This is a genomic window from Duncaniella sp. (genome assembly GCF_029056165.1).
Classification (GTDB): domain Bacteria; phylum Bacteroidota; class Bacteroidia; order Bacteroidales; family Muribaculaceae; genus Duncaniella.
In genome coordinates, this window is sequence record NZ_JAIDBW010000008.1 from 14,948 (window position 1) to 29,399 (window position 14,452).

Here is a 14,452-nt window from a genome sequence, read left to right on the forward strand (position 1 = left end):
GATTTTAGTAAAATCGCTTAATTTGTCATTTTCACAAACAGATTCCAATCAAAATTACATTAGACTATAAGGTATGAAAGTTTTAAAGTTTGGAGGAACCTCCGTAGGTTCTGCGGAACGCATCCGCCACGTTGCTGACCTCGTATCAGAAAGAGGCAAAAACATCATCGTGCTTTCCGCTATGTCGGGAACCACAAATTCACTTGTCGAGATCGCTGATTATCTCTACAAAAACAATACCAATGGCGCAAAGGAGACCATAAATCTTCTCGAATCAAAATATCTCAAGACCATCGCTGCACTCTATGAAAAACATGAGAGCCGCGAGAAGGCCCTCAAGGAAATCAAAGCCTGCTTCAATTACATCCGTTCATTCACTCAGCGCGAGAGCTTCAGCGAGATCGAAGAAAAGATCATTCTTGCTCAGGGTGAGATAATGAGCGTGGCCATGATGACCATCCTCCTCAACGAGCGCGGTATTTATGCCGAATCGCTCCCCGCTCTTGACTTCATGAAGACTGATGCCAACGGCGAGCCTGACATGCAGCATATCACTCTCCATCTCCAGCCTCTGCTCGACAAATACATCGATGCCGACATCTTTATCACTCAAGGATTCATCTGCCGCAACTCCACAGGCGAGATCGACAATCTCCAGCGCGGTGGCAGTGACTACACCGCATCACTCATCGGAGCAGCCATCGATGCTGAAGAGATCGAGATCTGGACCGACATCGACGGTATGCACAACAACGACCCGCGCTTTGTTGAAAAAACCAGCCCTGTCAACGAACTTCATTATGAAGAAGCTTCAGAGCTTGCTTACTTCGGTGCAAAAATCCTCCATCCCACCTGCGTGCTGCCTGCAAAGGTCAACAATATCCCCCTCCGTCTCCTCAACACTCTCGAACCCGAAGCTCACGGCACTCTCATCTACAACAACATCACCGAACCCTCCATCAAAGCCGTCGCAGCCAAGGATAATATCGTGGCCATCAAAATCAAGAGCTCACGTATGCTCCTTGCCTACGGCTATCTGACCCGTGTGTTCGAGACATTCGAGAAATACCGCACACCCATCGACATGATTGCGACAAGCGAGGTAGGCGTATCGCTCACCATTGACTCCGAACGTTTCCTTCCTGAGATCGTCGATGAGCTCAAGAAATTCGGTACAGTCACCATTGACCGTGACATGGTGATCATCTGCGTCGTCGGCAACATGGAGTGGACCAATACCGGTTACGAGGCAAAAGCTATGGAGGCTCTCGCCAATATCCCTGTCCGCATGATCTCCTATGGCGGCTCTAACTACAACATCTCATTCCTCATCCGTAAGGAAGACAAAATCGAAGCTCTGCGTCGTCTGAGCGAAGTTCTGTTCAACGAGAAATAATCTGTCAACGAAAAATAATGACACGTTTCCCTATAGAAGAATTCGAGTCTCTGCAGACTCCTTTCTATTTCTACGATCTCAAACTTCTTGACCGTACGCTCAAGGAAATCAAACGAACCGCCCGCGATCCCCGCTTCAAGGTACACTATGCCATCAAGGCCAACGCCAATCCCGGAATACTCCGCTCCATTCAGGCTGCAGGCTTCGGTGTGGATTGTGTCAGCGGATGGGAGATCGAGGCTGCTCTCGAAGCCGGTTTCCGAGGTGACCGCATAGTCTATGCCGGTGTAGGCAAGAGCGACAATGAGATCCGTCTCGGACTCGAAAAAGGCATTGAAAGCTTCAATGTCGAATCCGAGCCTGAACTGCGTATAATCAGTCAGCTCGCAGTTGAGACAGGCAAGACCGCCCGTGTGGCTATCCGCGTCAATCCCAATATCGATGCGCACACCCACGCCTATATCACCACCGGACTTGCAGAAAACAAATTCGGCATAAATCTCGAAATGCTACCCGGAGTCGTCGCACTCGCCTGTACGCTACCCGGCATTGAGCTCCGAGGACTGCATTTCCACATCGGTTCTCAGATCACTGAGACTGAACCGTATGTGATGCTCTGCGAGACCATCAACCGTCTGCAGGACGAGTTCGACGAACGCGGCATCCATTTCGCATCCATCAACGTAGGCGGCGGACTTGGAATAGATTACGCTCATCCCGAACGCCATCCCATTCCCGATTTTGGAAACTACTTCACCACCTTCCACAATCATCTCCACCTGCGTGAAAATCAGGAAGTGCATTTCGAACTCGGCCGATCAATCGTAGCTCAGTGCGGATCGCTTATCACACGCGTGCTCTACGTCAAGAAAGGCACTACCAAGAAGTTCGCCATCGTTGATGCAGGCATGACCGACCTTATCCGCCCGGCTCTCTACAATGCTCACCACAAAATCGAGAATATATCCAATCCGAACGGTGAACTCCATCACTACGACGTTGTCGGCCCGATCTGTGAATCGTCCGACTGCTTCGGACAGGATGAGACTCTGCCCGAAGTAAAACGCGGTGATCTTCTCGCTCTCCGCTCGGCCGGTGCATACGGTGAGATCATGGCTTCGCGCTACAACTGCCGTCCATTTGCACCATCCTACTTTTCAGAACGTTAACCTTAATTCATTCTCATTATCATGGCAGACAACAGTGATCCCAAAGAGATCTACAAGGATGCAGATCCCTTGGAACTACCTGAGAACGCCTTCCGTGAACTCGGAGAGGACGAGACCTACCGCCCTATCATGCACCCCGCGCATGACTACCCGGAGGTCACGCCTTATTCCGTCGGCATGGGTCTTGTTCTCGCAGTTATCTTCAGTGCGGCAGCAGCTTATCTCGGACTGAAGGTCGGACAGGTTTTTGAAGCGGCGATCCCCATCGCCATCATAGCCGTCGGCCTTTCGGGAGCTCTGAAAAAACAGAATCCTCTCGGCCAAAACGTCATCATCCAGAGCATCGGTGCATGTTCAGGTGTGATTGTGGCCGGTGCGATCTTTACCCTCCCCGCACTCTACATCCTTCAGGCAAAGTATCCTGAAATCTCCGTCAGCTTTTTCCAGATCTTCCTGAGCTCACTCCTCGGAGGTATCCTCGGAATCCTGTTCTTCATACCCTTCCGCAAATATTTCGTGAAGGATATGCACGGCAAATACCCCTTCCCTGAGGCCACAGCCACCACTCAGGTGCTTGCAAGCGGAATCGGCAAGGCTTCAGCCAAGGATGGCGGACAGGCCAAGACCCTTGTGATCGCATCGCTCATCGGCGGTATCTATGACTATATAGTGGAGACATTCGGATGGTGGGCAGGAGTGCTCAATACCACCGTGGCTGACTGGGGACAGACTCTCGCCGAGAAAACCAAGCTCGTCATGAGCTGCAACACCGGTGCGGCAGTGCTCGGCCTCGGTTATATCATCGGTCTCAACTACGCTTTCATAATCTTTGCAGGTTCAGTGTTCGTATGGTGGGTACTCATTCCCCTGCTCGGTACTTACGGCAGTTCTGAGATTGCAGCCATGTCGCCCGACGCTATTTTTGCCGACTACGCCCGCATGATCGGTATCGGCGGCATCGCAATGGCCGGTATCATCGGCATCGTGAAGTCGTGGGGCATTATCCGTAGTGCTGTAGGTCTGGCCGGACGCGAATTGCGTGGTAAGGCTGACGGAGCTACCACAGTCCGTTGGCAACAGGACATCTCGATGAAGCATATTGTATTCTTCGTCTCGATTGCTCTTGTGGCTGTGCTCATATTCTTCTGGTTCGGTGTCATCCACACTTTCTGGCAGGCACTCGTGGCATGGCTCGTCGTTACGGCCATTGCTTTCCTCTTCACAACTGTGGCCGCCAACGCTATAGCTATCGTGGGTTCAAATCCCGTGTCCGGAATGACGCTCATGACACTGATCATCGCCTCTGCAATCTTCGTCGCCATCGGTCTCAACGGCTCGTCAGGTATTGTCGCGTCAATGGTGATCGGCGGTGTAGTCTGCACGGCTCTTTCAATGGCCGGAGGTTTTGTTACAGACCTCAAAGTCGGTTACTGGCTCGGTTCCACTCCCAAGAAACAGGAAAGCTGGAAATTCCTCGGCACTCTCGTATCCGCAGCCACTGTCGGCGGTGTCATCCTCCTGCTCAATCAGGTATATGGCTTTACCGGTGACAACGCCCTCGTCGCTCCGCAGGCCAATGCCATGGCCAAGGTAATCGAACCTCTCATGATGGGCGGCGATACTCCTTGGATTCTCTACATGGTCGGTGCGATCCTCGCCCTGCTTCTCAACTGGCTCGGTGTACCCGCACTCGCATTCTGTCTCGGCATGTTCATTCCTTTGCAGCTCAACACTCCCCTGCTTGTCGGTGGTGCGATTGCATGGTTCGTCGGCAGCCGTTCGAAAGACAAGTCGATCAACGATGCACGCCGCGACCGCGGTACTCTCATCTCTTCAGGTCTCATTGCCGGTGGTGCGCTCTTCGGAGTGTTTGCCGCTCTCACACGCTTCCTCGGCTTTGAATATACCAACCCGATGGATGCCATCACCACCCAATGGGCCGGTCTTGCGGTCTATGCGCTTCTTATAATCTACCTTATATGGGAATCAATGAAAGCTAAAGCTCTCAAAGACTGATAGGAAGAACATTAGAAAAATTCATGAAACAGATCAATCGTGAAATACTGTCGATAGCAGTACCCTCGATTGTTACCAACATCACCACTCCACTGCTCGCGCTGATGGATGTGGTGATTGTTGGTCACATGGGGGGTGCTGACTACATTGCTGCCATAGCTGTCGGAGGAACGATCTTCAATATGATCTACTGGCTTTTCGCCTTTCTGCGCATGGGTTCAAGCGGTCTGACCGCACAAGCTTATGGCGCGGGAAACAGGACTGAATGCGATATGGTCCTACAGCGCGGACTTCTTGTTGTCGTCACAGCTTCAGTCGTGATGATTGCCTGCCAAATACCGATATTCCGTCTCGCAGGTTTCCTTTTCGAGATCAAGGACAATATTCGGGAGATGGTCAGCGACTATTTCACCATTCTTATATGGGGTGCGCCCGCATCACTGGGTGCATTCGTAGTCTCAGGATGGTTTCTCGGACAGAAAGACGCACGGACACCCATGCGGGTAGCTTTCGTCATCAATATCTCCAATATCGTCATAAGCCTCCTTCTCGTCTATGGATTCGGAATGAAAATAAGTGGAGTGGCTCTCGGCACACTCTGTGCTCAGTGGCTCGGCTTCATTGTCGCCATTTCAGCGGCTATCCGTAAGTATCGTCCGCAAGCGGCTTCGGCCATCCGACTGTTTGAACCACAGGAACTGAAACGCTTCTTCTCCATAAATATAAACATCTTCTTCCGTACTCTCTGCCTGATCGCAGTCACAGTATGGTTCACGCGTACCGGTTCTTCACAAGGGACGGACATTCTTGCCGTAAATACCCTCCTGATGCAATTTTTCACCCTATTTTCATATTTCATGGACGGTTTCGCCTTTGCCGGCGAGTCACTTTGTGGAAACTATATCGGTAAAAAAGATTCCGATGGGCTACGTGCCACCGTCAGCGCGCTCTTTCGTTGGAGCATCCTAATGGTGGCGATCTTCACCCTTGTCTATGCACTTGCCGGCAACGGCATCATGACGCTCCTAAGCGACGATCCCGGCGTGATCCTGTCATCAAAAGAATTTTTCGCTTGGGTGATCGCAATTCCAGCTGTAGGCTTTGCAGCTTTTACGTGGGACGGTATTTTCATCGGAGCGACACGAACCCGCGAAATGCTCATGTCCATCGCCGCCGCCACTGCGATCTATTTTATCACCTACACACTCCTTTTTCCGGAATTAGGTAACCACGGACTGTGGATAGCATTCCTCGCCTACCTCCTGACCCGTGGACTCGTCCTGACCCTACTCCGTCACCGTCTCTACAAACTATAGAAAATGTAAATCCAATGATCTGATCACTGAACGACCAGTTATAGAATGCAAGAATCCCCTGTCAAACTTCAATCCGTTTGACAGGGGATTCTTTATATGTTACTTAAGATAAATGCTGTTATTCTTCCGATACGGCTGTTGAGTCGCCATAGGTCTCTTTAACGAAATAGACGCAGAGCGCACCGATGATAAGCAGCACACCTGCAAGGACAAGCATGTTGACCTGACGGCCACCGAGAAGCGGGAGCACCACTCCACCGAGAGCTGCTGCACAGATCTGAGGAATACAGATAGTGCCGTTGAACAGGCCGAGATATGTACCCATATTCTTACCGGAGATAGAGTTTGTCAGGATGGTGAACGGAAGCGCAAGCATAGCAGCCCATGCGCAGCCTATGAGCAGGAACGATGCGAAGAGCACATATTGATCCGTCACAAAAAGAGTCGAAATAAAACCGACGGCACCAAGCAGAAGACTGAGCGCATAAATCACCTTATGGCTCTTGAAACGCGGAATCACGATAGCCCAGATAACTGAACCTACAGCCTGCACGGCAAAAAGCACGCCAACCCAGTTACCGGCTGTCTGATAAGCCTCCGTATCAGTATTGGTCGTACCCCACACGGTGTCAGCAATCGCACCAGTAGTATAGGTCCACATATAAAGGAAAGCCGACCAGCAGAAGAACTGTACAAGTCCGACGGTCCAGAAAGTTTTGGGAGCGTGGCGCAGGAGGCTCATCATGCTGCTCTTTTCCTCCGTCTGCTCTTGGGTGATGCCATGATATTCGGCATACTCCTTGGGAGGCATTTCACGTATGGTCGCAAAACTGTAGATCACACAGAGGATCAGGACGGCCGCTCCTATATAGAATGAATAAGTCACGGCATCCGGCACCTGACCGGCCGGAGCAAGATTGCTCACACCTATGGCAGTAAGGGTGATCGGCGCGAGATAGCCCACGAGACTACCGGCATTGCAGAGGAAGCTCTGAATGGAGTATGCAAGACCCTTCTGACGTTCGTTGACCTGATCACCGACAAGCATCTTGAACGGCTGCATGGCCATATTGATCGACGTGTCAAGAAACATAAGGGCTATGAAACCGAAAATCATCGCACCGCCTACCGTCAGGCCAAAGCTTCCGGCATTGGGAAGCAGACACATCACGACTACCGCGATTGCCGCACCGAGGAGCAGATATGGCAATCGGCGTCCAAGCTTGTTCCACGTACGGTCACTGGCCGCACCGACAAGAGGCTGAACCAATATACCCATAAGTGGCGGAAGAATCCAGAAATAACTCAACGAATGTGGGTCAGCCCCCAGTGTGGCGAATATTCGTGAGATATTCGCGCTCTGAAGCGCATAGGCAATCTGCACCCCGAAAAATCCGAAACTCAGATTCCAGAGTTTCATGAAACTTTGATCCGGCTTATTTTTAACCATAAAGTGTAAGAGTAATTGATATAATCTGTTCGTTAATTTAATTTTCCATTTCTGTCAGTCCCGCGGCTCAATTAATTCATAGAGCTTTCTGATCTCCTCGGCCCATATCTCCTCATTGGGAGTTTCGAGGATAAGTGGGATGTTGTCCATACGCGGATCGTTCATCAATCTGCGCCAGAACCATTCGTTAAGATGCCCGGTGAAGATAGGAGCATGGCGATCGACCTTCGATCCAAGCGTTTTCAGTGTGTCGTTGAGATGCATACCGCAGAGATATTCCATGCCGATTATTCTCTCAAATTCTGACCACGTAGCCGTATATGACTCCTCATCCACCATATCATAGCCGGATGTATAGGCATGACACGTGTCAATGCAGACACCGATCCTGCTCTTGTCCTCAACCTTGTCAATAATACGGGCTATTTGTTCGAAAGTATAGCCAAGGTTACTCCCTTGACCGGCCGTGTTCTCTATGACTGCTTTGACTCCGGATGTCTGATCAAGGATGCCGTTGAGTGACTCGGCTATGAGATCGAGACAGGCATCCGTATCCATCTCGCGCATGTGTGAGCCGGGATGGAAGTTAAGCATTGTCAGGCCAAGCTGTTCACAGCGACGTATCTCGTCAAGAAATGCCTCTCTCGACTTCTGCAATTTCTCCTTGTCAGGCGAACCGAGATTGATCAGAAAACTGTCATGCGGCAGGATCACGTCAGATGTATAGCCGCAAGCCGCACAGTTTTCCTTAAACGCCTCGGCCTCACCGGCGGAGATAGGTTTGGAAGTCCATCTCGACGGATTACGGGTGAAGAGTGCAAATGATTTTGCCCCTATTAAATGGGCATTGAGCGGAGCACGGCTTACACCTTGCTCCACCGAGACATGTGCCCCGATGTATTTCATAAAGGAAGTGTGATTACGCATTAAATTTTCGCAAATTTACTAAAATATCCGTATCTTTGCAAAAAATTTAAGGTTAACATTTCCAAATTAAATTATGGCTCAGAAACCCTCAATTCCCAAAGGTACCCGCGACTTCACTCCGGCAGAAATGGCTCGCCGCAACTATATTTTCGACACCATCCGTAGTGTGTTCCATTTATTCGGGTTTCAGCAGATAGAGACTCCTGCCATGGAGAATCTCTCCACCCTCATGGGAAAATATGGTGAGGAGGGTGACAAACTTCTCTTTAAGATCCTAAATTCCGGTGATTTTCTGCGCGGTGTAGATCCGACGCTCATTGAATCGGGAGACTGTCCGCGTCTCGCTCCGAAACTCTGTGAGAAAGGACTGCGTTACGACCTCACAGTGCCCTTCGCACGTTTCGTCGTCATGCACCGCAATGACCTTTCATTCCCCTTCAAGCGATTCCAGATCCAGCCCGTATGGCGTGCTGACCGTCCGCAGAAAGGCCGCTACCGCGAATTTTATCAATGTGATGCAGATGTGGTTGGCTCTGACTCACTTCTCAACGAAATAGAGCTTCTGCAGATGATCGATGAGGTGTTCAGCCGTCTCGGTATCCGTACGACCATCAAACTCAATAACCGCAAGGTGCTTGCCGGTATCGCAGAACTTGTAGGAGCACCCGACAAGATTGTAGATATCACTGTAGCTATTGACAAGATCGATAAAATTGGCCTCGACAAAGTTAAGGAAGAACTGGCCGAACGCGGACTGAGTGCCGAAGCAATTGACCGCATCACACCTATAATCACCCTTACGGGTAGCAATGAAGAGCGTCTAAGCCGTCTCGCCGAGCTTCTTCAGGGCAACGAGACGGGCCTCAAAGGTGTTGAGGAACTACGCATCGTCATGGAAGGCTCGAAGAATCTCGGTCTCCGTTCGGAACTCGAACTTGACGTGAGCCTCGCGCGTGGCCTCAACTACTATACCGGTACTATCATCGAAGTCAAGGCGCGCGACGTCGAGATCGGTAGCATAACCGGCGGCGGCCGCTATGACAACCTCACAGGTGTGTTCGGACTTCCCGGAGTGTCGGGCGTCGGCATATCTTTTGGTGCCGACCGTATTTATGACGTGCTCAACGCTCTTGACCTTTACCCGGCCGACATAGAAGGTGCAGCTAAGGTAATGTTTACAAACTTCGGTCCTGCTGAAGCCGCCAAGTCACTCCAGATCATCAAGACACTCCGTGCAAACGGTATTTCAGCCGAAATCTATCCTGATGCCGCCAAGATGAAGAAGCAGATGGGACGCGCGGATGCTCTCGGTATCCCCTTCGTCGCCATAATCGGCGAAAGCGAATTGGCCGACGGTACAGTAACACTCAAAAACATGACATCCGGCGAACAGCAGAGCCTAACCATAGATGAACTCGTGAAAGCTCTCGCCTAACGGGCCAGAATCTCCCCTCTCCACCTGTCTGGATGATAAAAATATCATTCCGACTCACGCAGACATCATGAGAAACTGTCGAAGTTTTCAGCCCGGACAGGCTTGATAAAACCCGACAGTTTCTCATATATTACCAATAATTTGGTCATTTGGCCATCTGCGACATCACCTTTGGCAATTATTGGTTACTTTTGTCACAGGAAACCTATTAATACAGATATGCTCATATCGGACTCACTGACCACTTTCGGCAGATATTGCCTCTTCATACAGAAGGTCTTCACCAATCCGGACAAATGGAAGATCTTCATAAAACGGACATTTTTCGAGATCACAAAACTCGGTGTCGATTCCATCCCGCTCGTGATAGTCATCTCGCTTTTCATAGGTGCGGTAATCACGATTCAGATGCAGCTCAACATCATCTCACCGCTCGTCCCCTCCTATTCGACAGGCCTTGCAACACGTGAGATCATCCTCCTTGAATTTTCCAATTCGATCCTTTGCCTCATTCTTGCCGGCAAAGTCGGATCAAACATCGCGTCAGAAATCGGCACGATGCGTGTCACCGAGCAGATCGACGCACTCGACATAATGGGTGTCAATTCTGCCAATTTCCTTGTCCTTCCGAAAATCATCGGATTTCTCATCTATATGCCTATACTTGTGGTGTTCTGTATCTTCACCTCGTTTCTCGGTGGTGTATTCATATCTGTGTTCACCTCAATGATACCCCTCAACCGTTTCATCTACGGTCTGCAGACCATGTTCTCGGAGTGGTATGTATGGTACGGCCTGATAAAATCCCTCTTCTTTTCATTCATCATCACTTCCGTAGCCGCATTTTACGGTTACTATGTCAAAGGCGGTGCGCTCGAAGTCGGCAAAGCGTCAACCAACGCCGTTGTCGCTTCCAGCATCCTTATCCTTCTCCTTGACGTTGTACTGACAAAACTCTTGCTCCAATGATCGAAGTCAAAAATATCACCAAATCATTTGACGGCAGGACAATTCTCCACGATGTCTCAGCCACTTTCCATACAGGCAAGACGAACCTTATCATCGGCCAAAGCGGATCGGGCAAGACAGTGCTTGTCAAGTCGCTTGTCGGACTCCTGCGTCCGGAGCAGGGACAGATCCTCTATGACGGACGCGATCTTCTCCAAATGGATGCCAATCAGGTCAAGGCTTTGCGAAAAGAGATCGGTATGCTCTTCCAAGGATCTGCACTCTTTGACTCGGAAACCGTGCTTGGCAACGTCATGTTCCCGCTCACAATGTTCACTAAAATGTCATATAGCGAGATGCGTGACCGTGCCGAATTTTGCCTTGAGCGAGTCAATCTCAAGGGTGCGGACAACAAATATCCCTCGGAGATCTCTGGAGGTATGCAGAAGCGAGTGGCCATCGCACGAGCCATCGCGCTAAATCCGAAATATCTCTTCTGCGACGAACCTAACTCCGGACTTGACCCCCGCACATCCATCCTCATTGATGAACTCCTGAGCGATATTACCCACGAATACAACATAACTACCATCATCAACACCCACGACATGAACTCGGTGCTCGGTATAGGTGAGAACATCATCTTCATCAATAAAGGCTACCGCGAGTGGGTCGGTGACATGCACGAGATCTATCAGACGTCCAACGAGGCTCTCAACGAATTTGTCTTTGCCAATGATCTTTTCCAGAAAGTCAAAGCTTACGTCCTGAGCCATGAGACTCAGATTCCTCCTCACGCCTCACGATAGGACTCCTTGGACAGCATTTAATTTCCTCATATAACTGAATGAAAGAGAGCATGCATCGGATCTGATGCATGCTCTCTCAGTTTTAATGGACAAAAATAATTGGAGAGATTGGGGAGAGAAAAGAATGAGTATTATTCAACACCTGTAAGATCTACGGCATAGATACCGCGCTTGCCTGTCGGATAGACACCTCGGAGGATCATCACCTTCTCGTCACCGCTACCCTTCATGATGGCCTTGTAGATCTTCTCCACATCGTCGGGCGACGATACGCGGCTATCATTGATCGAATAGACGATGAATCCCTGCTTGACACCGGAGTCACTGAAACGCCCCTTGGAGAGAGCTGTCACCTGCACGCCGTTGCTGAGACCGAGCTGACGGAGAGTTGCCTCATCGACCTTCTTGAAAGCACATCCGAGATCAGTGAAGTCACCGGCCTTGGTTACCTGCATATTGCCCTGCGGGTTGCGGAGCGTCACATCCACGGACTGAGTCTTGTTGTCACGGACGTATGTAACCTTGATTTTGTCACCGGGACGGTACTTGGCCACCTGTTCCTGAAGCTGAGCCACGTTGTCGGTCGGCGTATCGTTGATCTTCACGATGACATCGTTCTTCTTCAGACCAGCTTCCATTGCCGAGCTGCGGTCACTTACCTCACCGACATAGACACCCTTGGTCACGGCTGTAATGCCTTTCTCCTTGGCAATTTCATTGGACAAATCGGAGATTGAGACACCGAGCACCGCACGCTGGACAGTTCCGTACTGACGGAGGTCACTCATCACCTTCTTCACAATAGAGGTCGGCACGGCGAAGGAATAGCCGGCATAGTTGCCTGTCTGGCTATAGATAGCGGTATTGATACCTATCAGTTCACCTGCGAGATTCACGAGCGCACCGCCTGAGTTGCCCGGATTGACAGCGGCATCCGTCTGGATATATGATTCAATACCCATGCGGCCGTTGTTATGACCGCCGATACTACGGCTCTTAGCCGACACGATACCGGTCGTTACGGTAGAAGTAAATCCAAAAGGATTACCGACGGCAAGCACCCACTCGCCCACCTTCAGAGCCTCGCTGTCGCCCATAGGGATAACCGGAAGGTCAGTAGCGTCAATCTTGATGAGTGCGAGGTCAGTCGTGGCATCTGCGCCTACGACCGTAGCGTCAAACGTACGGTTATCATTGAGAGTCACTTCCAGACGATCTGCATCGTCGATGACATGATTGTTTGTCACGATATATCCGTCTGCGCTGATGATCACGCCCGAACCAAGTCCCGAAGGCTGCTGACGCTGTTCGTGCTGCTCCTGCTGACGGGGCTGACTGCGGCGGCTACCGCCGTTGGGATTGCCGAAGAAGAAATCAAAGAACGGATCGTTGAAATATCCACCGCTGTTGCCTCCCTGACTGTAGCCTCTGGGAGTGGCATAGCTTTTGATCGAGACTACACCGTTGATGGTGCTCTCGGCTGCTGTGGTGAAATCCGAATGGTTGGCCGGAAGCTGAGCCACACGTGTCACTCCGCCACCCTGCACACCGCTCTGATCGAAAAGTTCGGTGTAGCTTCGAGCAGCTTCGTAATTATCGCCGAAAGGAGTGCGTTTCATTGCGATTGCCGTCACTGCCGAACTCAGGACTGCAGTCCCGGCAGCCAGCATGATGATTTTTCCTGTTAATTTCATTTTTGATAGCTTATCAGTGATTGTTTATTATTTTTTTCTGATGAATTCTTAAAGCACCGGAGATTGGTTTAATCTGACGATCGGGGAGCATTCTCCCCACCGCTGTGTTCCATGCTTCTTGCCTATAAGACGGCAAAAAGTATGCAATGTTACATCCGCTATGTGACAGTTTAAAATAAATTAAGACGATTTTCGGAGCATTTAAGATATATTTAGCCCTTGAAGCTGATATATGTTGTTTTGTTAAAATAAAACTGTCAGTTTTTATTTGTAATTTTGCCACATGATGTCAAAAAAACCACCTCTCCTGCTGCTTTTGGCCATTGTGGCCTCACTGCTTGCGTCATGCGGCAGTTCAAAGCACACCTCCGCCATCCCTTATCAGTCCAAGGGCGGAGGCCGCGCTGACACGCGCACGTTTGAAATTCCCAAGTCACTTCCACCGCAGTCCAACGCACTTCTCGACGAAGCTCGCCGGTGGCTCGGCACACCATATAAATACGGCGGTGAGGACAAACGCGGTGTCGATTGCTCCGGTCTCGTGATCAATGTCTATCGAAGCGCGCTCGACATTAAATTGCCGCGAAGCTCAAGCGAGCAGGCACGCTATTGCTCTCCGCTGCAGAAAAATCAGCTTATGCCGGGCGATCTTATCTTCTTTGCCACAGGTTCATCAAAGACCGTATCTCACGTCGGAATCTACGTCGGTGACGGACGCATGATCCATTCATCCACATCGGGTGGCGTAGTGGTCAGTGACATTGAATCCGATTACTACGTCAGAACCTACGCCGGCGCAGGGTCGGTGGATAAATACCGAGCCATGATCTCCAAATCGTCAGCAAAATCCACCTCTAAACCATCCCCCAAAACACCTGCCTCATCCGGTTTAGCCTCATCCGGCCAAAAGACCACTCCGGCCCAGCAGCCATCCACCGCTCCAGCCGGAGAAGCCCTACCCTATAAGATGACACCTGCGACATCGCTTCCGCAGAAATCAACCACACCTGTCACAACGAACAATCAGCCCGCTCCTGCCGTTGTTTCTGAGACAGCGCCCCCCGTTCCGGCCGTAAAATCCAACCGGACAGTAGCGACAGTCACCGCCACTCCTATCCGCGAGTCAAAACAAGCAACTAAAGCCACTGTCCCGACTGTTTCTGCCGAGTCTCCTAAAGCAAAGGCTGAACCCACCGCCGATGAGGCTCGCAAAGCAGTCCTCAACTCGCTTATCGAGCAGAAAATCGACTCCATCCTGAACAAATGAGCCGTTAATAACAACGTTTACTTTT

At 50.6% G+C, this 14,452-nt stretch carries 11 protein-coding genes; 8 read left to right on the forward strand and 3 right to left on the reverse strand.

Going from position 1 to position 14,452, the window contains the following annotated elements:
* Positions 1–73: 73 nt before the first annotated feature.
* From K2G41_RS01270 to K2G41_RS01285, 4 genes are read left to right on the forward strand one after another with little or no spacing between them, the layout of a single operon-like run.
* On the forward strand, positions 74–1,396 hold the full coding sequence (locus K2G41_RS01270; RefSeq protein WP_300113295.1) for an aspartate kinase: 1,323 nt from the start codon (positions 74–76) through the stop codon (positions 1,394–1,396).
* Between the two features lie 14 nt (positions 1,397–1,410).
* The gene (gene lysA, locus K2G41_RS01275; RefSeq protein WP_300113451.1) at positions 1,411–2,565 is read left to right on the forward strand and encodes a diaminopimelate decarboxylase; all 1,155 of its coding nucleotides are present in this window, start codon (positions 1,411–1,413) and stop codon (positions 2,563–2,565) included.
* 21 nt (positions 2,566–2,586) lie between these two features.
* Complete coding sequence (locus tag K2G41_RS01280) at positions 2,587–4,581, forward strand: oligopeptide transporter, OPT family (protein ID WP_300113298.1); 1,995 nt, start codon at positions 2,587–2,589, stop codon at positions 4,579–4,581.
* Between the two features lie 23 nt (positions 4,582–4,604).
* Positions 4,605–5,897 (forward strand): MATE family efflux transporter, encoded by a 1,293-nt coding sequence (locus K2G41_RS01285; protein WP_300113300.1) that lies wholly within the window; start codon positions 4,605–4,607, stop codon positions 5,895–5,897.
* 118 nt (positions 5,898–6,015) lie between these two features.
* Here K2G41_RS01285 and K2G41_RS01290 read toward each other — a convergent pair whose 3' ends face one another.
* Both K2G41_RS01290 and nfo read right to left on the reverse strand, forming a co-directional pair.
* Entirely contained in the window at positions 6,016–7,347 is a 1,332-nt protein-coding gene (locus tag K2G41_RS01290) for an SLC45 family MFS transporter (RefSeq protein WP_300113303.1), read from the reverse strand.
* 54 nt (positions 7,348–7,401) lie between these two features.
* Positions 7,402–8,253, reverse strand: a complete 852-nt coding sequence (nfo, locus tag K2G41_RS01295) for a deoxyribonuclease IV (protein ID WP_300113306.1) — start codon at positions 8,251–8,253, stop codon at positions 7,402–7,404.
* A gap of 94 nt (positions 8,254–8,347) precedes the next feature.
* Here nfo and hisS point away from each other — a divergent pair, with 94 nt between their 5' ends.
* The 3 genes from hisS to K2G41_RS01310 all read left to right on the forward strand — a co-directional run bounded on the left by hisS (position 8,348) and on the right by K2G41_RS01310 (position 11,466).
* A complete protein-coding gene (hisS, locus tag K2G41_RS01300; protein ID WP_300113309.1) occupies positions 8,348–9,709 on the forward strand; it encodes a histidine--tRNA ligase in 1,362 nt (453 codons plus the stop codon).
* A gap of 225 nt (positions 9,710–9,934) precedes the next feature.
* Entirely contained in the window at positions 9,935–10,678 is a 744-nt protein-coding gene (locus tag K2G41_RS01305) for an ABC transporter permease (RefSeq protein WP_300113454.1), read from the forward strand.
* Complete coding sequence (locus tag K2G41_RS01310; RefSeq protein WP_300113312.1) at positions 10,675–11,466, forward strand: ATP-binding cassette domain-containing protein; 792 nt, start codon at positions 10,675–10,677, stop codon at positions 11,464–11,466. Before K2G41_RS01305 ends, K2G41_RS01310 begins: the two co-directional genes overlap by 4 nt.
* A 131-nt stretch (positions 11,467–11,597) precedes the next feature.
* Here K2G41_RS01310 and K2G41_RS01315 read toward each other — a convergent pair whose 3' ends face one another.
* Positions 11,598–13,160 carry a Do family serine endopeptidase gene (locus tag K2G41_RS01315; protein ID WP_300113315.1) on the reverse strand — a complete coding sequence of 521 codons (1,563 nt, stop codon included), beginning with the start codon at positions 13,158–13,160 and terminating at the stop codon, positions 11,598–11,600.
* A gap of 283 nt (positions 13,161–13,443) precedes the next feature.
* Between K2G41_RS01315 and K2G41_RS01320 the strand changes: the two genes are divergently transcribed.
* Positions 13,444–14,427, forward strand: coding sequence for an NlpC/P60 family protein (locus K2G41_RS01320; protein ID WP_300113318.1), 984 nt, complete (start codon positions 13,444–13,446; stop codon positions 14,425–14,427).
* Positions 14,428–14,452 lie beyond the last annotated feature (25 nt).

Coding starts and splice junctions, on each gene's coding strand:
- K2G41_RS01270 (WP_300113295.1), top strand. CDS start 74: ATGAAAGTTTTAAAGTTTGGAGGAACCTCCGTAGGTTCTGCGGAACGC.
- K2G41_RS01280 (WP_300113298.1), top strand. CDS start 2,587: ATGGCAGACAACAGTGATCCCAAAGAGATCTACAAGGATGCAGATCCC.
- K2G41_RS01285 (WP_300113300.1), top strand. CDS start 4,605: ATGAAACAGATCAATCGTGAAATACTGTCGATAGCAGTACCCTCGATT.
- K2G41_RS01290 (WP_300113303.1), bottom strand. CDS start 7,347: ATGGTTAAAAATAAGCCGGATCAAAGTTTCATGAAACTCTGGAATCTG.
- nfo (WP_300113306.1), bottom strand. CDS start 8,253: ATGAAATACATCGGGGCACATGTCTCGGTGGAGCAAGGTGTAAGCCGT.
- hisS (WP_300113309.1), top strand. CDS start 8,348: ATGGCTCAGAAACCCTCAATTCCCAAAGGTACCCGCGACTTCACTCCG.
- K2G41_RS01310 (WP_300113312.1), top strand. CDS start 10,675: ATGATCGAAGTCAAAAATATCACCAAATCATTTGACGGCAGGACAATT.
- K2G41_RS01315 (WP_300113315.1), bottom strand. CDS start 13,160: ATGAAATTAACAGGAAAAATCATCATGCTGGCTGCCGGGACTGCAGTC.
- K2G41_RS01320 (WP_300113318.1), top strand. CDS start 13,444: ATGATGTCAAAAAAACCACCTCTCCTGCTGCTTTTGGCCATTGTGGCC.